Source organism: Rahnella aceris (genome assembly GCF_011684115.1).
Lineage (GTDB): Bacteria > Pseudomonadota > Gammaproteobacteria > Enterobacterales > Enterobacteriaceae > Rahnella > Rahnella aceris.
On the sequence record NZ_JAADJV010000001.1, the window covers coordinates 1,934,259 to 1,955,993 of the forward strand.

Annotated in this window: 22 protein-coding genes and 1 other annotated feature; of the genes, 5 read left to right on the plus strand and 17 right to left on the minus strand. The window is 49.5% G+C overall.

The genetic code is table 11. From position 1 onward, the window contains the following. Positions 1–11: 11 nt before the first annotated feature. The 15 genes from arnA to thrS all read right to left on the minus strand — a co-directional run bounded on the left by arnA (position 12) and on the right by thrS (position 15,408). Positions 12–1,994, minus strand: a complete 1,983-nt coding sequence (gene arnA / locus GW591_RS08740) for a bifunctional UDP-4-amino-4-deoxy-L-arabinose formyltransferase/UDP-glucuronic acid oxidase ArnA (RefSeq protein WP_112197123.1) — start codon at positions 1,992–1,994, stop codon at positions 12–14. Next, positions 1,994–2,974 (minus strand): undecaprenyl-phosphate 4-deoxy-4-formamido-L-arabinose transferase, encoded by a 981-nt coding sequence (gene arnC / locus GW591_RS08745; protein ID WP_112197122.1) that lies wholly within the window; start codon positions 2,972–2,974, stop codon positions 1,994–1,996. The genes arnA and arnC overlap by 1 nt, the downstream gene beginning before the upstream one ends. Beyond that, the gene (gene arnB, locus GW591_RS08750) at positions 2,974–4,116 is read right to left on the minus strand and encodes a UDP-4-amino-4-deoxy-L-arabinose aminotransferase (RefSeq protein ID WP_013576125.1); all 1,143 of its coding nucleotides are present in this window, start codon (positions 4,114–4,116) and stop codon (positions 2,974–2,976) included. Before arnB ends, arnC begins: the two co-directional genes overlap by 1 nt. A gap of 348 nt (positions 4,117–4,464) precedes the next feature. After that, positions 4,465–5,214, minus strand: coding sequence for a vitamin B12 ABC transporter ATP-binding protein BtuD (btuD, locus tag GW591_RS08755; RefSeq protein WP_013576127.1), 750 nt, complete (start codon positions 5,212–5,214; stop codon positions 4,465–4,467). Between the two features lie 19 nt (positions 5,215–5,233). Continuing rightward, a complete protein-coding gene (locus GW591_RS08760; protein WP_112197121.1) occupies positions 5,234–5,785 on the minus strand; it encodes a glutathione peroxidase in 552 nt (183 codons plus the stop codon). A gap of 72 nt (positions 5,786–5,857) precedes the next feature. After that, on the minus strand, positions 5,858–6,865 hold the full coding sequence (gene btuC, locus GW591_RS08765) for a vitamin B12 ABC transporter permease BtuC (RefSeq protein WP_037035293.1): 1,008 nt from the start codon (positions 6,863–6,865) through the stop codon (positions 5,858–5,860). A 153-nt stretch (positions 6,866–7,018) separates the two neighbouring features. Beyond that, positions 7,019–7,417, minus strand: coding sequence for a DUF2502 domain-containing protein (locus GW591_RS08770; RefSeq protein ID WP_013576130.1), 399 nt, complete (start codon positions 7,415–7,417; stop codon positions 7,019–7,021). 779 nt (positions 7,418–8,196) lie between these two features. After that, positions 8,197–8,493 carry an integration host factor subunit alpha gene (gene ihfA, locus GW591_RS08775; RefSeq protein WP_004089944.1) on the minus strand — a complete coding sequence of 99 codons (297 nt, stop codon included), beginning with the start codon at positions 8,491–8,493 and terminating at the stop codon, positions 8,197–8,199. A 4-nt stretch (positions 8,494–8,497) separates the two neighbouring features. After that, positions 8,498–10,885: a phenylalanine--tRNA ligase subunit beta gene (gene pheT, locus GW591_RS08780; RefSeq protein ID WP_013576132.1), complete on the minus strand. Its 2,388-nt coding sequence runs from the start codon at positions 10,883–10,885 to the stop codon at positions 8,498–8,500. 14 nt (positions 10,886–10,899) lie between these two features. Next, positions 10,900–11,883, minus strand: a complete 984-nt coding sequence (pheS, locus tag GW591_RS08785; RefSeq protein ID WP_013576133.1) for a phenylalanine--tRNA ligase subunit alpha — start codon at positions 11,881–11,883, stop codon at positions 10,900–10,902. 99 nt (positions 11,884–11,982) lie between these two features. After that, positions 11,983–12,107, minus strand: a sequence feature (Phe leader region). Continuing rightward, a complete protein-coding gene (gene pheM, locus GW591_RS24095) occupies positions 12,058–12,102 on the minus strand; it encodes a pheST operon leader peptide PheM (RefSeq protein WP_121626058.1) in 45 nt (14 codons plus the stop codon). It overlaps the preceding feature by 45 nt. Positions 12,108–12,232: 125 nt before the next feature. Further along, positions 12,233–12,589, minus strand: coding sequence for a 50S ribosomal protein L20 (gene rplT / locus GW591_RS08795; protein ID WP_013576134.1), 357 nt, complete (start codon positions 12,587–12,589; stop codon positions 12,233–12,235). A 42-nt stretch (positions 12,590–12,631) separates the two neighbouring features. Next, positions 12,632–12,829, minus strand: coding sequence for a 50S ribosomal protein L35 (rpmI, locus tag GW591_RS08800; RefSeq protein WP_013576135.1), 198 nt, complete (start codon positions 12,827–12,829; stop codon positions 12,632–12,634). Positions 12,830–12,924: 95 nt separating this feature from the next. Next, the gene (gene infC, locus GW591_RS08805; protein WP_013576136.1) at positions 12,925–13,476 is read right to left on the minus strand and encodes a translation initiation factor IF-3; all 552 of its coding nucleotides are present in this window, start codon (positions 13,474–13,476) and stop codon (positions 12,925–12,927) included. Positions 13,477–13,479: 3 nt separating this feature from the next. Next, the gene (thrS, locus tag GW591_RS08810) at positions 13,480–15,408 is read right to left on the minus strand and encodes a threonine--tRNA ligase (protein ID WP_013576137.1); all 1,929 of its coding nucleotides are present in this window, start codon (positions 15,406–15,408) and stop codon (positions 13,480–13,482) included. A 289-nt stretch (positions 15,409–15,697) separates the two neighbouring features. On the opposite strand from thrS, the gene GW591_RS08815 reads away from it, so the two are divergent. Next, positions 15,698–16,378 carry a MarC family NAAT transporter gene (locus GW591_RS08815; protein ID WP_013576138.1) on the plus strand — a complete coding sequence of 227 codons (681 nt, stop codon included), beginning with the start codon at positions 15,698–15,700 and terminating at the stop codon, positions 16,376–16,378. 23 nt (positions 16,379–16,401) lie between these two features. On the opposite strand, the gene GW591_RS08820 is transcribed toward GW591_RS08815, so the two are convergent. Then, positions 16,402–17,037 carry a transglycosylase SLT domain-containing protein gene (locus GW591_RS08820; protein ID WP_013576139.1) on the minus strand — a complete coding sequence of 212 codons (636 nt, stop codon included), beginning with the start codon at positions 17,035–17,037 and terminating at the stop codon, positions 16,402–16,404. Positions 17,038–17,359: 322 nt separating this feature from the next. Between GW591_RS08820 and GW591_RS08825 the strand changes: the two genes are divergently transcribed. Continuing rightward, positions 17,360–18,229 carry a fructosamine kinase family protein gene (locus GW591_RS08825; RefSeq protein WP_037035297.1) on the plus strand — a complete coding sequence of 290 codons (870 nt, stop codon included), beginning with the start codon at positions 17,360–17,362 and terminating at the stop codon, positions 18,227–18,229. 105 nt (positions 18,230–18,334) lie between these two features. Here the strand turns inward: GW591_RS08825 and GW591_RS08830 are convergent, their stop codons facing one another. Further along, positions 18,335–18,883 carry a YniB family protein gene (locus tag GW591_RS08830; RefSeq protein WP_013576141.1) on the minus strand — a complete coding sequence of 183 codons (549 nt, stop codon included), beginning with the start codon at positions 18,881–18,883 and terminating at the stop codon, positions 18,335–18,337. 193 nt (positions 18,884–19,076) lie between these two features. Between GW591_RS08830 and hxpB the strand changes: the two genes are divergently transcribed. The 3 genes from hxpB to kduD all read left to right on the plus strand — a co-directional run bounded on the left by hxpB (position 19,077) and on the right by kduD (position 21,726). Continuing rightward, on the plus strand, positions 19,077–19,742 hold the full coding sequence (hxpB, locus tag GW591_RS08835) for a hexitol phosphatase HxpB (protein WP_013576142.1): 666 nt from the start codon (positions 19,077–19,079) through the stop codon (positions 19,740–19,742). 308 nt (positions 19,743–20,050) lie between these two features. Further along, the gene (gene kduI, locus GW591_RS08840; RefSeq protein WP_013576143.1) at positions 20,051–20,887 is read left to right on the plus strand and encodes a 5-dehydro-4-deoxy-D-glucuronate isomerase; all 837 of its coding nucleotides are present in this window, start codon (positions 20,051–20,053) and stop codon (positions 20,885–20,887) included. Positions 20,888–20,964: 77 nt separating this feature from the next. Next, positions 20,965–21,726 carry a 2-dehydro-3-deoxy-D-gluconate 5-dehydrogenase KduD gene (gene kduD / locus GW591_RS08845; RefSeq protein WP_013576144.1) on the plus strand — a complete coding sequence of 254 codons (762 nt, stop codon included), beginning with the start codon at positions 20,965–20,967 and terminating at the stop codon, positions 21,724–21,726. The last annotated feature ends 9 nt before the right edge of the window (positions 21,727–21,735 follow it).

Sequence of the window (21,735 nt, forward strand, 5' to 3'; positions counted from 1 at the left end):
CGGGCACCGTTTCAGGCTTTGCCAGCGTCAGGATTTACTGAACGCAGGAAGAAATCCAGGGTTTCAGCAACGGTTTTATCCATGCCGATTTCCGGTTTCCAGTTAAGCAGACGACGGGCATTTTTGATGCTCGGCGTACGGTGCTCCACGTCCTGATAGCCTTTTCCGTAATACGTGCTGCTTTCCACCAGATTGAAACCAGCGAACGGCGGGAACTGCGCGCGCAACGGATGTGATTCAAAACTGCTCAGCAGCATTTCTGCCAGTTCACGAATGCTCGCTTCGTTAGTCGGGTTACCGATGTTAATAATCTGGCCATCACATAAGTTGTCGCGGTTCTCGATGATCCGGAACAACGCTTCAATACCGTCGTTGATATCAGTGAAGCAACGCTTTTGCTCGCCGCCATCCACCAGTTTGATCGGTGATCCTTCAACCAGATTAAGAATCAGTTGGGTGATCGCACGGGAACTGCCGATACGCGCAGCATCCAGGTTATCCAGACGTGGTCCCATCCAGTTGAACGGACGGAACAGGGTGAACTTCAGGCCTTCTTTCGCGCCATAAGCCCAGATCACGCGGTCCAGCAGTTGCTTGGAAACAGAGTAAATCCAGCGCTGTTTGTTGATCGGGCCGACAATCAGACGGGAATGATCTTCGTCGAATTCCTTATCATCACACATGCCGTAAACTTCAGACGTTGACGGGAAGATAATGCGTTTTTTGTATTTAACGCAATCGCGGACAATTTTCAGGTTTTCTTCGAAATCCAGTTCGAATACGCGCAGCGGATTACGGGTGTATTCGATTGGCGTTGCAATCGCCACCAGCGGCAGAACGACGTCGCATTTTTTGATGTGATATTCGATCCACTCTGAATGGATGCTGATATCGCCTTCCACGAAGTGGAAATGCGGATTACCCATAAAGCGGCTGATCGCGTCAGAGCTGATATCCAGGCCATAAATTTCATAGCGGTCTTCGCGAAGCAAACGCTCACTCAGGTGGTTACCGATAAAACCATTCACGCCGAGGATTAAAACACGGGTACGGCGTTTCATCACCGCCGTGGGCAACGTTGCGACACGCATATCCGGCATAATGCCCAGTTCCAGTGCCAGACGGGAACCCTGTACATACAGGCCGTTTTCACTCTGCCCTGCCAGAATTTCCAGCGCGCCTTCGCCACAGGCGATGGTCAGCGGATCAGAAGAAAGCACGGTGCCCGGTTGTTTGTCGTGCTGAGTTGCCAGCGGACGTGCGCGCCAGATAGTCAGCTTACGTTGGCCGAGATAAGAGAATGCGCCGGGATAGGGTTCAGTCACCGCGCGGATCAGGTTATTAATTTCAGTGGCCGATTTGTGCCAGTGAATTTCACCGTCAGCGGCGGTACGGCGACCAAAGTAACTGGCCTGAGATTCGTCTTGCGCCGTCAGTGTGATGTTACCCGCTTTCATTTCCGGCAACAGATCTGTCAGTAATGCTTTCGCTGCCTCACGCACTTTGGCATGAAGTTTCAGCGCCGTGTCATCGCCAGTGATCGCCACTTTGCGCTGACCGACGATATCACCTGCATCCGGTCGTTTGACCATTTTATGCAAAGTGACACCCGTTTCGGTTTCACCATTGAGCAGCGCCCAGTTAACCGGTGCACGACCACGGTAACGCGGCAGCAATGAACCGTGCAGATTGAAGCCACCCTGCGGCGCCAGAGATAAAATCTCTTCGCTCAGCATATTACGGTAGTAGAAAGAGAAGATGATATCGGGCTGTAAAGCACGGATGCGGTCAACCCACAATGGATGGTTAACATCTTCCGGTGCATAAACGGGCAGGTTCAGCTCAGCGCCCTGACGGGCAACGGAAGAAAAGAACTGGTTTTCATTCGGGGAATCAGTGTGGGTGAAAACTGCCTGAACATCATAACCCGCGTCAACCAGAGCCTGTAAACCAACACAACCAATATCATGATAGGCAAATACAATCGCTTTCATTACTCTTCTTCCTGACTGTGGTCTTCGGAACGAACGCCGACGACTTTTTGAACAAAATAACGGGGACGCGCACGAACATCGTTGTAGATCCGCCCGATGTATTCACCGAGTAATCCCATACCGACAAACTGCGCACCGATAAACATAAATAACAATGCAAATAGCGTGAATACGCCTTCCGCAGACCACTCAGGGCCGTTGATCAGGCGCATTAAAATGAGGAATACCGCCAGCAGGAAACCGAAGATGGCAATCACACTGCCAACAACACTGAGCATTCTCAGCGGTGTTGTCGTCAGACAAGTGATCAGGTCATACATCAGGTTAATCAGTTTCATCAGACTGTATTTGGAATCACCAAACTCACGCTCAGAATGCTGAACCGGAATTTCTATGGTTCTGCGCGCGAATGTGTTGGCCAGAATAGGAATAAAGGTACTGCGCTCATGGCAATGCAGCATAGCTTCGATAATGTGACGGCGATAAGCCCGTAGCATACAGCCGTAGTCACCCATCGATTTACCGGTGGCACGTTGGATCATCATGTTGATCATCTTTGATGCCGTTTTACGGAACCAGGAATCGCGACGATTTGCACGTACGGTGCCGACAACGTCATAGCCTTCATCAGCAGTGGCGACCAGGCGCGGGATTTCTTCCGGTGGATTTTGCAGGTCAGCATCAAGCGTAATGACCAGATCACCGGTCACATGGCTAAAACCGGCCATAATGGCGGAATGCTGGCCGTAATTGCGGTTGAGCAAAACGGCAATAACATGGCTGTTCGGTTGTTCTGCAGCGGCAGCGAGCATGTCGCCGGAGCTGTCAGAACTGCCGTCATCCACCAGAATGATTTCGTATTGCTGGGTTAATTGCTGACAAGCGGCCTGCGTGCGGGAAAGCAACGCAGGCAGGCTTTCTTCTTCGTTGTAGACCGGGATAACCACCGAGACTTTACGGATTGGTTCGTATTGCGCCACTACTGCGCCTCCAGAAGGGAAAAAAGAGCCGCGACAACGCGGTCCACATCGCTGTCCTGCATATCAGGGAACAGCGGCAAACTGCATAAACGAGCCGAATTCCATTCACTGTTTGGCAGGCTCAGATGCGGATAACGTTCGCGGTAATATTTTTGGGTGTGAGCTGCACGGAAATGTAAACCCGTTCCGATCCCCTGCTCTTTCAGACGTTCCATCAGTGCGTCACGGCTGATACCACAACGCGCTTCATCCACACGGATCATGAATAAGTGCCACGCATGAAGGTGCGGGTAAGCCGGTACAGCCATTGGCAGATAAGGTGAGCCCTGTAATTTATCCAGATAACGCTGTGCCAGCTCCGCACGGCGGGCATTCATTTGTGCAAGACGTTTAAGCTGCACGACAGCCACAGAAGCATGAATGTCGGAGAGATTGTATTTAAAGCCTGGCTCAACCACTTCAGCCTGCGGTTTACGCCCCAGCACCTGACGATCAAATGCATCAACCGCCAGACCATGGAATTTCAATGCACGTACTTTTTCAGCCAGAGCATCATCGTCGGTGGCAATCAGACCGCCTTCTGCGCAGGTCATATTTTTGATCGCGTGGAACGAGAAAATTGCTGTCCCCTGTGCGCCAATCCAGCGTTCACGGTATTTTGTGCCTGCCGCGTGCGCAGCATCCTCCACGACCGGAATACCGTGTTCATTAGCAACAGCATAAATCGGGTCAAGGTCTAAAGGCGCGCCGGCGTAATGCACCGGGATAATCGCTTTGGTTTTTGGCGTGATAGCCGCAGCAACCGCGTCGGCACTGACCATCAACGTGTCAGGATCAACATCAATCATCACCGGTTCTGCGCCGAGCAGGACAATCATGTTGATGGTTGAAACCCAGGTCTGTGAAGGCGTGATCACTTCATCGCCCGGTCCGATGCCGAGCGCCATCAGGGTGACATGCATGCCGCCGGTCGCAGAACTGACTGCGATAGCATGCTTACAACCGAAAGTGGCAGAAAAATCCTGTTCAAGCTGATGAGTCTGTGGCCCTGTGGTGATCCAGCCAGAACGTAAAACCTGCCCCACTGCAGCTATTTCTTCTTCGCCCATAGACGGACGGGAAAAAGGCAAAAAGTTTTCCATTACGCTATCCCAAAAAGGTAATTACCGATACCGACTGTAGACCGCATTTATTTAACAGTAAGTAAACGCCGTCATGAAATTATGGATCTTATGATGTCGGTTTAATCTTAATTTAACCTTAAGGATTTACCAGTCACGCGAAGCTAAACAGAAAGTAAATAAACAAAAATTAAATAGCAGGAAAAAATAAAAATCATTTAATAACAATCAATTACATTAAATTATGTTTTTATGAAAAAAATGAACTTTATTAAAACAATGCATCTTCTGCGTTTTTTATGAACAAATAAGAATTGGGGTAAAGCGTAAACCCCAATAATAATATAATTAAACCGCTATGCATTAAGCTCAGGTCGCCATTATCCATTGCCTGCCTGCCAGTTCGTGTATCTGAAATGCCACTTTGTACACGTCTGAAAGTATTTCAGGCTGCATGACATCAGCACATTTTCCCGCCGCCATCACCTGACCCTGCGACATAAGCCAGATCTGATGTGCGTAATGGAGGGTATGGTTGAGATCATGATCGCTTAACACCACGGAACGTCCTGCCGCGCAAAACTCCGCAAGTAACTGATCCAGCGCCTGCTGCTGGGCAACATCCAGGCTGTTCATCGGCTCATCAAGGAATAAAAGCTGACTATCAGGATTCACCGTCGGCCACACTTGCAATAAAGCAGCCGCCAGCCTCACCCGCTGCCATTCCCCGCCGGATAAATGCGTGACCGGCCGGCCAAGTTTATCGCTGAGATGTAAAGCATCACATAAACATGAAACCGTGCGCTCAAGAACAGCAGGATCCACTTCTCGCGGCTGATGAAGAGACAAATATTGAAATACCGGCATCAGGGATGCCGGGGTCAGTTGCTGGCATAACCAGGCGCGAAGACGTGCCAGCCTGGGTCCGGGAACGTCGGCAAGCGGTTGTCCGTCGAGAATAACCTCGCCTCCCCCTGCCGACATACCCGCCAGACGGGTCAGTAAAGTGCTTTTCCCGGCGCCATTCGGGCCGATAATATGGATCCGACAGCCCGGCACAATCTGCGCGCTAAATGCGCTAAGCCGCCCCGCAACGGTTATCTCACGACATTCCAGCATTGGTGTATTCACACGCAAATTATTTCGCCAGTGCGGCTTTGATGGTTTCCATAAGGATCGGATCTTCCGGTGTCATATCGGGTGCAAAACGCTGAACCACGGTGCCGTCACGACCAATCAGGAATTTCTCAAAATTCCACAAGATATCATCGGGCTTAAGAGGTTGACGACCTTTGCTGGCCAGACGTTCGTAGAACGCGCTGTCTTCCGGTTTGACGGCTGTCGGGCAGGCTGCAATCAGCGCTGAATACAGCGGATGACGGTTGTCTCCGTTGACGTTAATTTTGCTAAACATCGGGAATTTCACGCCAAAATGGGTGGTGCAGAAGGTTTTGATCTCATCTTCAGTGCCCGGTTCCTGTGCGCCGAATTCATTGCACGGGAAGCCCAGCACTTCAAAACCACGATCGTGCCAGGCCTGGTAGATATTTTCCAGCCCCTCATATTGCTTGGTCAGGCCACATTGTGATGCCACATTCACGACCAGCAATACAGAACCTTTATAAGCACCGAGCGTCGTGGTTTCGCCATCGATAGTTTTCAGGGAGATATTATAAATTTCATTACTCATCGTTTTCGTCCTGATATTTGTAGGTTAGGGGAAGGGTTTCAGTGAACAGCATAGCCGACACACCGAAAAGCATCAGCGGATTTGTCCGGTTCTGGTCAGCAACCAGATGAATACCGGTGCACCCAGCGTGGCAGTCACCACACCAATCGGTAATTCCGCCGCAGATAAACCAATTCGCGCCAGCACATCCGCTAACAGTAAAACTGAAGCGCCGCAAAGCGCACAGGCGGGCAGCAAACGGCGCTGATCGGTGATCCCGCAAAGCCTGAGAATATGCGGGATGATCAGCCCGATAAAACCGATGACGCCCGATAAGGCGACGCTCAACCCGACCATCCAGCCGACGGCAAGCACCAGAATATAACGCCAGGTGTTCAGCGATATGCCGAGTTGCCTCGCCTGCTGCGTCCCGAGAGACAATAGATTGAGTGCATTCCCCTGTAAGACCAGCCACAGTAAAACAGGCAGCAACATTAATCCCAGCCAGAGCTGATTCCAGTCAACACCGCCAAATCCGCCCATCATCCAGTACATCAACTGCCGTAAATCGAGATTGTTGCTGAAATAAATCGCCCAGGTCATTAAAGCACTGCAGACAATCCCAATAGCAATCCCGACAAGAAGCATACGGGCATTCGTCAAAAGGCGTTTACGGGCAATATATAGCAGAAAGAAAGTGACAATCAGAGCGCCCGCGATGGCTGCCAGACTCATGATCCAAACAGGCAACAGGCCGTGGCTTAACATGACACATAAAACCAGCGCGACGCAGGCACCATTGGCAACACCGAGTAAACCGGGCTCGGCAAGAGGATTTTCGAACAACGACTGCATCACTGCCCCGGAGACAGCGAGACTTGCGCCCACCAAAATGACAGCGACAGCGCGCGGAAACCGTAATTGCCACACGAACAGACGCGCCTCAGTGCTGAGCCATTGATCCGGCCACAGCCAGCGTTCACCCGCACTCAGACTGAACACCCATATCAACAACAAGAACATACCCAGCCCGTATAACCAGCGGCGGTCACGGTATTTCTGTTGCTGTTCAAAGGCAGAAAAGGTCTGCGGGATAGGCATGAATGGCTAATTCCTGGGGCTCACGGGAAGTGACTATCCTACCGATATTAGGCAGTTAGCTCTAGCGAAGAACGGCTGAATACCATAAATAGAAATTGAAAAAGCCGGTGACTGAGCACCGGCTTCGGACACGTTGGGCATTTACAGGGAAAATCAGTGTCCCTGATAACCATTCGGCGGGATCGGCTGGCCGTTCCCCTGATGACCATTATTATCATGATGATCATTACCGTTTGGACGGCCCGGGTTATGGGGCTGCGGTCCTGGCTGATTACGCCCCGGCTTATCATGGTTACGTTGCGGTGGTTTAGCGTCCCAGCGATTACCGTGCCAGTACATGCCATGTTCATTACGCTCACCGTAATGATGGCCCTGATGATCATGCCACCACTGCGGTGGACGCCAGTCATAGCCATCCCAATAGTAACCGCGCTGATCCTGATCCCCGAGGTGAAGTGATACGCCAGGTACGTTGAGGTCAATAGAAACATTTGCCTGCGCGATCACAGGCAAAGCCAGTGCACAACAAAGCAATAAGAGAGATTTTTTCACGTTAGTTACGCCTTCTTTATTTTTTATGACGTGATTTTTATATCAGTCAGGTATTGAAGAAAATATAAGAAATAAGCGTATTTTCGGATAACTTGCTCTGACCTTACAATAAAAACACAAACATGTCCTGGTTGAAATAATTCAACAAGACGGTGTGTGTTATCTATTCAATTCCTATTAAGACACTAACAAATCTTAACGCAAGCCTGACAACAACCTGTCTGCATTCTATTTATAATCGACCTGTTTATTCAAACGAAGGATGTATTTTATGCGTCGTATTTTCGCTCTGCTGAGCATTGCTCTGGTTGTCGTCAGCCTCAGTGGCTGTTTATTCCCACCATTTTGGGGTCCTGGTGGTGGCGGTCATGGCGGCGGTGGGCACGGTGGCGGCGGTCCGGGTGGACCTCGTATGTTCTATAACCACTAGTCACCTTTTATAATTCCATTCTCCCGTTCCCGGTTAATTTGTCCGGTGCCTTTTATTCAGATATTAATATGTACATATTATTAACTGAACATAATGAGTGACTTACCATAGGGGCTTCGGCCCCGTTTTATTTGAATGGCATCCGGATAAATAATAAACAAAAGTTCTTTTCAGGCCTTGAAATTTAATCTATCAGACTAATCCTGAACCGCCTACCCCTTTAACGCTATCTTTTCACTTTCTGTGCTAATTACTTAAAAGCGTTAAAACCTATTGTTTCCGATGACACTGCACTCTTAAAAATCAGATAAAAAAAAGGCCGCTTTCGCGGCCTTTTTGATGTTTTCACTTATTCTTTCGGCGTGGCATTCTCTACACGACTTTTCAATTTCTGTCCCGGACGGAAAGTCACCACACGACGCGCCGTGATCGGAATATCTTCGCCGGTTTTCGGGTTACGTCCCGGACGTTGGTTTTTGTCACGCAAATCAAAATTGCCAAAGCCAGACAGTTTAACTTGCTCGCCATTTTCCAAAGCACGACGTACTTCTTCGAAAAATATTTCAACAAGGTCTTTGGCATCCCGTTTGCTCAGCCCGAGCTTTTCAAACAGGTGTTCTGACATTTCAGCTTTAGTAAGCGCCATAGGTTCAATCCCTCAAGGATGCTTGGAATCGCTGTTTTAGAGCCTCTACACATTTTGCAACGGTAGCGGCGATCTCCTCTTCTTCCAGTGTACGGCCGGTATCCTGCAACACCAGACTGATAGCCAGGCTCTTGTAACCTTCAGCTACGCCCTTGCCACGGTACACATCAAACAAGTTTACGCCAACTACCTGATTTGCGCCAACTTTCTTGCACTCTGCCAAAATATCGTCTGCGGGCACGTTTTCGGCCACTACCACAGCGATGTCACGACGGTTCGCCGGGAAGCGAGAAATCTCTTTCGCATCAGGCAGCACGCGGTCTGCGACCTTATTCCACAACATTTCGAAGACCACGGTACGACCATTAAGATCGAGTTTACGTTCCAGCTCAGGGTGTACTACACCAATGAAACCAATACGTTCGCCGCGTAAATAAATTGCTGCGCTCTGCCCAGGATGCAACGCAGGATTCGCTTCCACCTTGAACTGTACATCGTTCATTTTGCCGGTAAGCTCAAGAATAGCCTCAAGATCACCTTTCAAATCGTAGTAGTCAACTGCCTGACGCGCCAGATCCCAATGCTCTTCATTTTTAGTGCCGGAGATCACACCAGACAGCATGACATCCTGACGGATACCCAAATCGGCTTGCGTATCAGGTACAAAGCGCAGGCCGCTTTCAAATAAACGTACGCGACTTTGCTGACGATTCTGGTTATTTACTACAGCAGTCAGCAGGCCAGACCACAGGGAAAGACGCATTGCAGACATTTCAACCGAGATCGGGCTGGGTAAAATCAGCGCTTCTTCGCCGGGATGCAGCAGAGCCTGCACTTTTGGATCGACAAAACTGTAAGTGATCGCTTCCTGGAAACCACGATCAACCAGCAGATTTTTCACACGTTTCAGTGAAAGGTTCGCTTCACGGTGTTTGGTCATCACCAGACTGGCTTTAACCGGCACATCAGGAATGTTGTTGTAGCCGTAGACACGCGCGACTTCTTCCACCAGGTCTTCTTCGATTTGCATATCGAAACGCCAGCTTGGCGCCACAGCTACCCAGTGGTCGCCATTATGCTGAACCTTACACCCCAGACGGGTCAGGATGTCAGTCACCTGAGCATCTTCAACATGATGCCCGATCAGGCGATCCAGTTTTTCACGACGCAAGGTGATGGTTGCCGCTTTCGGCAAATCAACGTCGGAGGTCGCTTCAATGACCGGACCGGCTTCACCACCACAAATGCTCAGCAACAACGCAGTAGCCCGTTCGATAGCTTTGAACTGCAGCTCAGGATCCACACCACGTTCATAGCGATGAGAAGCATCCGTGTGCAGACCCTGACGGCGTGCACGGCCAGTAATTGAGAGCGGAGCAAAGAATGCAGATTCCAGCAGGACGTCCTGCGTCTCGTCGTTCACACCGGAATGTTCGCCACCAAAGATACCGGCCATTGCCAGGGCTTTCTCATGGTCTGCGATGACCAGCGTATCTTCCGCCAGTTTCGCCTCTGTGCCATCGAGCAACGTTAATGCTTCGTTTTTCTGCGCCATGCGCACGACGATGCCACCACTGATGCGATTCAGATCAAACGCATGCATTGGCTGACCGAGTTCGAGTAACACGTAGTTCGTGATATCGACCACGGCGTCGATAGAACGGGTGCCACAGCGACGCAGTTTTTCACGCATCCACAATGGTGTAGGTGCTTTAACGTTGATGCCTTTAACGACACGGCCCAGATAGCGCGGACACGCTTGTGGCGCCTGCACATCAATGGGGATGGTGGCATCAATCGTTGCTTTCACCGGGTTCATTTCCGGCTCAACCAGTGGCAACTGGTTGATGACAGCAACATCACGCGCCACGCCGAGGATACCCAGGCAATCAGCACGGTTTGGCGTTACGCTGATTTCAATCGTGGTGTCATCGAGTTTCAGGAATTCACGGATATCTGTACCGACTGGCGCATCAAGTGGCAGTTCAATAATACCGTCGTGATCCTCTGAAATACCCAGCTCAGAGAACGAACACAGCATGCCTTCTGAAGGCTCGCCACGCAATTTGGCAGCTTTGATTTTGAAATCACCCGGCAATACGGCGCCCACCGTTGCAACTGCAACTTTCAGGCCCTGACGACAGTTTGGCGCGCCACAAACGATGTCCAGCAGACGATCGCCGCCCACATTGACTTTAGTCACACGCAGTTTGTCTGCGTTTGGATGCTGACCGCATTCGACAACTTCACCGACAACCACGCCATTAAATGCGCCTGCAACCGGCTCAACGCCATCAACCTCCAGGCCGGCCATAGTAATTTGGTCTGATAATGCTTCGCTGCTAATGGCTGGGTTTACCCACTCACGCAACCAGAGTTCACTGAATTTCATGTGATATTCCCGCCTTACTTAAACTGTTTGAGGAAACGCAGATCGTTTTCGAAGAATGCACGCAGATCAGTCACGCCATAACGCAACATAGTCAGACGTTCCATCCCCATTCCGAAGGCAAAACCGGAATACACTTCAGGGTCGATGCCCACATTGCGCAGGACATTCGGATGCACCATGCCGCAACCCAGCACTTCCAGCCATTTGCCATTTTTGCCCATTACATCCACTTCTGCGGAAGGTTCTGTGAACGGGAAATAGGAAGGACGGAAACGGATCTGCAAATCAGCTTCAAAGAAGTTGTTCAGGAAATCGTGCAGTGTGCCTTTCAGGTTGGAGAAGCTGATGTCTTTATCAACGATCAGGCCTTCCATCTGATGGAACATCGGGGTGTGAGTCTGATCGTAATCGTTACGATAGACGCGGCCCGGCGCGATAATACGAATTGGCGGCTGCTGGTCTTTCATGGTGCGGATCTGAACACCGGAAGTTTGCGTACGCAGCAGGCGCTTGGCATCAAACCAGAAAGTATCGTGATCGGCACGTGCCGGGTGATGACCCGGAATGTTCAGGGCATCAAAGTTGTGATAGTCATCTTCGATTTCAGGGCCGGTTTCCACGGTAAAGCCTAATTCACCAAAGAAGGTTTCAATGCGGTCGATAGTACGGGTCACCGGGTGCAGACCACCGTTTTCGATGCGACGGCCAGGCAGGGAAACGTCAATCGTTTCCTCTGCCAGGCGGGCATTCAGTTCAGCGGACTCCAGCATATTTTTACGCGCGTTCAGGGCTTCCTGAACCTGCGCTTTCGCTTCATTGATGACCGCGCCCGCAGCCGGGCGTTCTTCCGCAGGTAATTCACGGAGGGTTGTCATCTGGAGTGTCAGGTGGCCTTTCTTACCCAGATATTCGACACGCACATTATCCAGCGCGGCGATATCCTGAGCACTCTCTACGGCTGCCTTGGCATTGGCAACCAGCTCTGCGAGATGTGGCATTGCTTTCCTCTTCTTCTGGCCAATATGGCCCGATGTAAAATAACCGTGATTAATCAGGGGCGCGATTTTGACCCTGAACCTTAGCGTATAAAGCACAGATACAAAAAAGCCTCCACGAGGGAGGCTTAGGCGCTACTTTTCGTTTCTTCTCTTACGCGCGAAAGCCTTCCAAAGTCAGGCGCTAAAGTAAAAAAAGAAACGGAAAATAGCAGCATGCATGCTTGCGTTACCTTGTCGGTTGTAAATCTTGTGCCGTAATTGAAACGAAACTGTGGGTATTAAACAACGAAACAGAATGTTTTTAAACACAAAATATAAAAGAGGGAGCAAGCTCCCTCTTTCACCTGACTTACGCCAGAGCTGCTTTCGCTTTTTCGACCAGTGCAGAGAATGCCACTTTGTCGAATACTGCGATGTCAGCCAAGATCTTACGGTCAATTTCAATAGAAGCTTTTTTCAAGCCGTTAATGAATTTGCTGTAAGACATGTCGTTCTGACGAGCTGCTGCGTTGATACGCGCGATCCACAGCTGACGGAACTGACGTTTCTTTTGACGACGGTCACGGTAAGCGTATTGACCAGCTTTGATAACAGCCTGAAATGCAACACGATATACGCGAGAACGGGCACCGTAGTAGCCTTTCGCCTGTTTTAAGATTTTCTTGTGACGTGCACGTGCAATCACACCACGTTTTACGCGAGCCATATGCTCTCCTGAGTTTTATATTCTAGATGAAAAAAAGTGTATTTATGCGTACGGCAGACATGCAGAGACCAGACCCAAATCGTTCTTGGATACCAGGCCTTTTGGACGCAAGTGACGTTTACGCTTAGTAGCTTTTTTGGTCAGAATATGACGCAGGTTTGCGTGCTTACGCTTAAAACCACCATTGGCGGTTTTTTTGAAGCGTTTAGCGGCGCCGCGTACTGTTTTGATCTTTGGCATTTTAAATTCCACTTCGCATTGTTATTAACATGAATCAGAAAGGCGAATCCAGAATACGCGGTGCGAACACCGCGTAGCAGGATTACTTGGAAGCCTTACTGTTTCTTCTTAGGTGCGAGCACCATGATCATCTGACGACCTTCGATCTTCGTAGGGAAGGATTCGACAACGGCCAGTTCAGAATCTTCACACAGGTCTTTACGGACGCGGTTAAGCACTTCCATACCGATCTGTTGGTGCGCCATTTCACGCCCACGGAAACGCAGGGTGATTTTGGCTTTATCGCCATCTTCCAGAAAGCGAATCAGGTTGCGTAGTTTGACCTGATAGTCGCCATCATCGGTACCAGGTCGGAATTTGATTTCCTTAACCTGAATAACTTTTTGTTTCTTTTTCTGCTCTTTGGTCGACTTGCTCTTCTCGTAGAGGAATTTGCCGTAATCCATGATTCGACAAACTGGCGGCTCGGCATTCGGACTGATTTCTACTAAATCGACGCCCGCTTCCTCAGCTTTTTCAAGAGCTTCATTCAGACTGACAATACCAATCTGCTCGCCATCGACGCCGGTGAGGCGAACTTCTTGCGCGCGAATCTCTTTGTTAATGCGATTAGGACGCGCCGGTTGAACTCGTTTTCCGCCTTTAATACTTTATTCCTCCAGTTGATGAAGACTTCTGCTGCGGATTTCCGCCAGCAGTTTGTCAACGACTTCGCTAACATCCATGCTTCCTAAGTCTTTGCCGCGGCGGGTACGAACAGCAACTTTGCCTGCTTCGACCTCTTTATCGCCACAAACTAACATATAAGGAACACGGCGTAGCGTGTGTTCGCGGATTTTAAAGCCAATCTTCTCATTTCTCAAGTCGGCTTTAACGCGAATGCCTGCATCTTGCAGTTTTTTAGTTAATTCTTCGACATAGGTAGCTTGTGAATCAGTGATATTCATAATCACTACCTGAACCGGAGCCATCCAGGTTGGGAAGAAGCCCGCGTATTCTTCAGTCAGAATACCAATGAAGCGTTCCATTGAACCCAGGATAGCACGGTGAATCATTACCGGAACCTGACGGTCGTTACTTTCGCCAATATAAGAGGCGTTCAAACGACCAGGTAATGAAAAGTCGAGCTGCACGGTACCACACTGCCACGCACGATCCAAACAATCATGCAAGGTAAATTCAATTTTTGGACCGTAGAACGCCCCTTCACCCGGCTGATATTCGAACGGAATGTCGTTTTCCGTCAGCGCAGCCGCCAGGTCATCCTCAGCACGAGTCCACATTTCGTCAGTACCAATGCGCTTCTCAGGACGGGTGGACAGTTTCACCACGATTTTTTCGAAGCCAAACGTGCTGTACATGTCATACACCATGCGGATACAGCTGTTCACTTCATCACGCACCTGCTCTTCTGTACAGAAGATGTGAGCATCGTCCTGAGTGAAGCCACGAACGCGCATCAGACCGTGTAATGCACCAGATGGCTCATTACGGTGGCAACTGCCAAACTCAGCCATACGCAATGGCAGATCACGGTAAGATTTCAGACCCTGATTGAAGATCTGAACGTGTCCCGGACAGTTCATTGGCTTGATGCAATATTCACGGTTTTCAGAAGAGGTCGTGAACATCGCTTCTTTGTAGTTTTCCCAGTGACCGGTTTTTTCCCACAGCACGCGGTCCATCATGAACGGACCTTTTACTTCCTGATAGTCATAAGACTTCAGTTTCATGCGTACAAAGGCTTCCAGCTCACGGAAAATGGTCCAGCCGTCGTTGTGCCAGAACACCATACCTGGTGCTTCTTCCTGCATATGGTACAGGTCAAGTTGCTTACCAATTTTACGGTGATCACGTTTACCGGCTTCTTCCAGACGCTGAATGTAAGCATTCAGTTGCTTTTTATCCGCCCACGCAGTGCCGTAGATACGTTGCAACATTTTGTTATCGCTGTTACCACGCCAGTAAGCACCGGAGGTTTTCTGCAGTTTGAAATGATGGCAGAAACGCATGTTCGGTACGTGTGGACCACGGCACATATCCACATATTCTTCGTGGTGATACAGACCCGGATGGTCATCATGACTGATGTTTTCATCCAGAATCGCCACTTTGTATTCTTCGCCACGGCTTGCAAAGGTATCGCGCGCTTCCTGCCAGCTGACTTTCTTTTTAATGACGTCGTAATTCTTTTCAGCCAGTTCGTGCATGCGCTTTTCAAGCAGTTCGATATCTTCCTGAGTCAGCGTACGATCTAAATCGACGTCGTAATAGAAGCCATTATCGATAACCGGGCCGATTGCCATTTTGGTGTCTGGCCACAGTTGTTTAATGGCATGACCCAAAAGGTGCGCACAGGAGTGGCGCAAAATTTCAAGACCGGCTTCGTCTTTAGCGGTGATGATCGCCAGTTGCGCGTCAACCTCAATCAGGTCGGTTGCATCAACCAGTTCGCCGTTAACACGACCAGCGATACAGGCTTTCGCCAGGCCAGGGCCGATATCAAGGGCAACATCAAGGGGAGAAACGGGGCGATCAAAAACGCGCTGGCTTCCATCAGGAAGAGTAATGACAGGCATGCTAATTCCTTAATCTACAGTGGTGCCCCACACGACAGAGCACATCTAGAAAAATATTTGAGTTTAAATTCACGTAGTTATTCACGCTATTTAGCTTTACCTTGCCAAATATAGGCACCCTGAATACATCACGTAATTGTATCGGGATGCGACGCGAAAACAGTCCATAAGTTTAGCATTCGTAAAGTGCGAATTTCCAGCAACCTGTGTTGCTAAACGCGGATATTTTTCGTGTAATCCCCCCTGACACGTTAAGGTAACCAGAGCAGCATTTAAAAAAGGGAAGGATATGACAGAAGTCAGGCAGTTATTTGAAGTACTGGGATTGGGCCTGATGGTACTGCTTCCGCTGGCAAATCCACTGACGACCGTGGCTTTGATGCTCGGTCTTTCCGGGAATATGACCACACAGGAAAGAAACCAGCAGTCGCTGATGGCCTCGGTCTATGTCTTTATCATCATGATGGTGGCGTATTACGCGGGACAGTTGGTGATGAATACGTTCGGGATTTCCATTCCCGGCCTGCGTATTGCGGGGGGACTTATCGTCACCTTTATCGGTTTCAGAATGCTTTTCCCACAGCCACACGTGGAAGAAAGGATCCTTATCGAGAACAAAACGGCGGAAATGAAGAAACAGGATTCGCCAAATATCGCTTTTGTTCCTCTGGCGATGCCAAGTACCGCCGGGCCGGGCACCATTGCCATGATCATCAGCAGTGCTTCAACGGTGAAATCATCTGATTTCCCGCACTGGATTATTACCGTTGCTCCGGTGATGATTTTCTTTTTAGTGGGTTTGATTTTGTGGATATCTCTGCGCAGTTCGGGGGCGATTATGCGTCTGGTCGGGAAAAGCGGGATTGAGGCTATTTCACGTCTGATGGGATTCTTGCTGGTGTGTATGGGCGTTCAGTTCGTTATCAACGGGGTTCTTGAGATTATTAAAACCTTCCCGCCAGCAGCCTGAGCCGCTGGCGGGAACATCAATGCTTACCGCATCGCGAGGTAGGCATTGTTCACTTTCCACAGATAACGTGGTGCTTGTGGCGCCGGGTGTTTTTTCTGCACATGAGCAGAAAACTCAGCAGGCGTCATCAGATTGATTTTCGCAATCGCATACGTCTTATCTTTGTCGAACGTTCTCAACAACGCCCCTGCTCCGTTCACATATGCCAGTGTGGTGGCGTAACGGCGAGTTTCAGGGTTATTAATACCCGCAAGCTGCTGTTGTAAAATACTTAAATAAGCCGTACCCAGGTCAATGTTCACCGCCGGATCTTTTAAATCACGCGGCGTGGGCTGACCGTAACGTCCTTTCATCCGGTAGGCATCGCGTCCTGCCGTTGAGGCCTTTAGCTGCATTAACCCAATCGCATTCGATTTGCTGACAACGGTTGGGTTATATCCAGATTCGACCTGAATGATTGCTTTAACAAGTGTTTCGTCGACGCCATAGGTATTTGCCGCCTGGTGAATAACATCACCATAAGGCCCTGGATGCATTAATGAAGTATCGCGCTGAGGTGGCGGCGATGGATTCAAAAAACGCGTCGTCTGAACCGGTGTTTCTTTAGCGCAACCCGCCAGCAATAGCGCGGCCATCAAATAAAGAATGTTTGGTTTCACGTTATCTCTCTCGCGACTGGGACGAGATGTAGCATATACATCTTCTTCCAACACCTGAATATATTTTTCGTCTATTATTATTATTGTTTTGTTAAACAAAGGGGTTAGAGGGATGTCGATAAGACAATTCCGTTTATAAAACCCGTTTCATGTCACATATTCCTAAATTAATCTGTCCGCTGATGATACGTTCTATTTAGACATCTGAGAAATTGCATAAATTGACATCATCATCTGATTCAGCCGTGCGCCGGATCGGGTTTTCGAAGCTGAAAAAACGCTAACTTAATGAATTATCTGGCCAGTCAGAAGGGGTCATACCATGTGGCAAGCCGTCAATCGTTTGTTGAGTGAACACTTAGGCAATGCTGAAATCCGCGAACGTGTTGAGCTTCCGGGAGGCGAAATCCACCCGGCATGGCGGCTGAGCTACGGCGACAGAAACGTGTTTGTGAAATGCAATGCACGCGAAATGTTGCCTATCTTTGCCGCTGAAGCCGATCAGCTGGCCTTACTTGCGCGCAGCCAGACCGTCAGGGTGCCGGAAGTTTATGGTGTAGGTAGCGACCGTGATTACAGTTTCCTCTTGCTCGAATATATCCCGCAAAAACCTCTGGATGCACATAATGCCTATGTTTTAGGCCAGCAACTTGCCGCATTGCATCAGTGGAGTGAACAACTGCAATTCGGTCTGGATTTCGATAATGAACTGGCGACAGTTCCGCAACCCAACAGCTGGCAACGGCGCTGGGCTACCTTCTTTGCCGAGCAGCGCATTGGCTGGCAGCTGCAACTGGCTGCTGAAAAAGGGATGATATTTGGTAATATCGAAGATATCACCGCTATGGTTCATGCCCGCTTGCAGAATCATCAGCCGCAACCTTCACTTTTACACGGCGATTTATGGCCGCATAACTGTGGCTTATCTGATGATGGTCCGGTGATTTTTGACCCGGCCTGTTACTGGGGAGATCGGGAATGCGATTTGGCGATGCTGCCGTTATATCCGAATGTTCCGCCGCAATTATATGACGGTTATCAGAGTATAACGCCACTCCCTGACGACTTCATTTCGAGGCAACCGATCTACCAGTTATATTACCTGCTTAACCGCAGTAATTTATTCGGTGGTCAGCATCTTGTGGTGGCGCAACGCGCCATAGAAAGGCTGTTACACGAAGATATCAGTTAGCGGGATAAATATTTCAGCTCTGAACAAATAAGACCTGAAAACGTTAATATTCAGGCCTTATTTTTCATTTTCACAGAAACCCGTTATAAATATGTCGTCAAATTATCAGGCCATTAATCCTAATAATTTCAAAATGAAGTAGCCGATGACAGCGATGATAATTGGCAAAATATACAATGGAAAATACTGCACCAAAATCGTGTGTCGCGGTATCACGATACGCTCTTCAATTTGCGGACGTGTCCGGCCTTCAGCACCTTTCGCCTGTTCCAGAATAAGCTGATCCTGGATCCCTTCGCGAATGTGTTTTACCTGACGGGACATTCTCGCGCCGGAAGCCTGAAGTGCCAGCCCCACAAAAATCAGCCAGTAGATAATGAAGAACATGATGTTCGCGCTGGTGAAACCCTGCCCTAAAGCTGGCACCGGTGAGTTGTACCAAAAGACATTGAGAAACGAGGTATTGAACTTCACCATATCCACCATCACGTGGATGAAATCCAGCATGACCGCGTTGATGCCCTGCTCCGTCTTAGTGTGCTCGTTGATAAAATTCAGCAAAGAAATCAGCGTAGAAAGCAGCGCAGGGATAAAAATGATCCATCCCGCAATTCGTTTAATTACTGCCACACGTCCGGCTTGTTGGTACGTCATGAATTCCCCTTGTTAGGATACCTAAAGCAACGGCTAAGTTTACCCACAGAAAGCCTGCTCCGCCCAATGTTTTAATCAGTTAGCGTAACGCTGTACCGGGAACGTCCATCCTGTCCATTTTCACATCAGATTTCACCTGCATTCCCACCGATGTTAAAGTGGGTTTCTATTTATTGTGAGGGAGTCCGCTTTCATGGCTTATGTCCGCCCTGTTAATGCAGCAATTTTCGATATGGATGGTCTGTTAATTGATTCTGAACGGTTATGGACTCAGGCTGAGCTGGACGTTTTCAGTCGCCTGGGCGTTGATATTTCCCAGCGCCATTTGCTGCCGGATACGCTAGGTTTGCGTATCGATCAGGTGGTCAGGATGTGGTATCAGGCGCTTCCGTGGCAGGGTCCGGGTCAGGAAGAAGTGTCCTCAATGATTATTGCCCGCACGATTGAACTGGTAGAACAAACCCGGCCGTTACTGCCTGGCGTAAATCATGCCCTTGAGCTTTGCCGTGATCAGGGGCTGAAGATTGGTCTCGCGTCGGCATCACCGCTGTTTATGCTCGATACCGTGCTGGAAATGTTTAATTTACACTCCTTCTTTAAGGTTCGTGTTTCAGCGGAAAAGCTGCCTTACAGCAAACCGCATCCTGAGGTCTATCTGCTGGCTGCCGGAGAATTACAGGTTGATCCGCTCAACTGTGTGACGCTGGAAGATTCCTTTAATGGCATGATCGCCACCAAAGCCGCGCGTATGCGCTCGGTGGTGGTGCCGGACCATGAATACAGTGTGGATCCACGCTGGGCGCTTGCCGATGTCAAACTTTCTTCCCTCGAAGAATTGCGTGTGGCACACATCAGCTAAAATTTATGCGCAGCCGCTCATGCCGCTGCGCACCTTCTCTGCTTTCTCTCCTTTCCATATACCTTATCTACGCATTTCTCCTGCCACAATTTTTGAAGCTTCGTTTAATTTCGTAAATCTTGAACTGACTCATAAAATAAATAAAACGTTATTTCATTTTTATTGAATTCGCATGCCAATGAACCTATGATTCCTGCAACAAGGACGAGCCGGGAGCTCTCCTGCTTCTGTACGCTGTCACTGCCACGCAACGGTCAGACTAGCCCGGTAAGTCCTCCTTAATACCGTCATTCATGAGAGGCACCGACATGCAAGTTCGTCAAAGTATCCACAGCGACCACGCAAAAACGCTTGATACCGCTGAATTACGCCGTGAATTCCTCATTGAGAAAATCTTTGAGAAAAATGCCTATACCATGACTTACAGCCACATCGACCGCATCATTGTCGGCGGCGTCATGCCCGCTGAAAAAACGGTATCCGTGGGTGATGAAGTCGGTAAACAGCTTGGTGTGAGCTATTTTCTTGAACGTCGCGAACTCGGCGTGATTAATATCGGCGGCCCGGGTCTGATCGTGGTTGACGGTACAACCTATGAAATTGGTCATGAAGAAGCGTTGTATGTCGGCAAAGGGGCAAAGCGGGTCGAGTTCAGCAGCGTTGATGCCTCCAGACCGGCCAAGTTCTACTACAACAGTGCGCCGGCACACACGACTTTCCCGAACAAAAAAATCACACTGGCGGAAGCCTCTCCGCAGACCATCGGCGATGCAGCTACCAGCAACCGCCGCACCATCAATAAATTCATCGTGCCCGACGTTCTGGAAACCTGTCAGCTGACCATGGGGCTGACCAAACTGGAAGAGGGGAGCCTGTGGAATACCATGCCTTGCCACACCCATGAACGTCGTATGGAAGTGTATTTCTACTTCAATATGGAAGCGGAAACTGCCGTGTTCCACATGATGGGGCAACCACAGGAAACCCGTCATTTATTAGTGCACAACGAGCAGGCTGTCATCTCTCCTAGTTGGTCAATTCACGCCGGAGTGGGTACCAAAAACTATACCTTCATCTGGGGGATGGTCGGTGAGAACCAGGTATTCGATGACATGGATCACGTCAAAGTCAGCGAACTGCGCTAACTCCCCCTTGCTCTGCCTTACCGGCAGAGCAACTCATTTTTTATGGCGAACGCGCCGTTGCAAAAGAGACTCTGAATATGATCCTCCGTTCATTTGAATTAAGCGGCAAAGTCGCAATCGTCACCGGTTGCAATACCGGGCTGGGACAAGGCATGGCGCTGGGTCTCGCGCAGGCGGGATGCGATATTGTGGGCATTAACGTTTCCGCCCCTGAAGAAACTGAAAAAAAAGTCACCATGTTAGGCCGCCGTTTTCTCGATCTGAGGGCTGATCTGAGCACCATCACAGGCATTCCTGAGCTGATCGAGAAAGCAGTCGGGGAATTTGGTCATATCGATATTCTGATCAATAACGCCGGTATTATCCGCCGTGAAGATGCCATCGAATTCAGCGAGAAAAACTGGGATGATGTGATGAATGTGAACAGCAAAACGCTGTTCTTTATGTCTCAGGCCGTGGCGAAGCAGTTCATCAAACAGGGTAACGGTGGCAAAATTATAAATATTGCCTCTATGCTCTCGTATCAGGGGGGGATCAGGGTGCCTTCCTATACCGCGTCAAAAAGCGCAGTAATGGGTCTGACCCGACTGATGGCCAATGAATGGGCGAAGCATAACGTCAATGTGAATGCGATTGCGCCGGGGTATATGGCGACTAACAATACGGAACAGTTGCGCGCCGATGAAGAACGCAGCAAAGAAATCCTCGACAGAATCCCCGCCGGACGCTGGGGTCTGCCGGAAGATGTCATGGGGCCGGTAGTCTTTCTGGCATCGAAAGCCTCTGATTACGTTAATGGTTACACCATTGCCGTCGATGGTGGTTGGCTCGCGCGTTAAGGGCAGAAT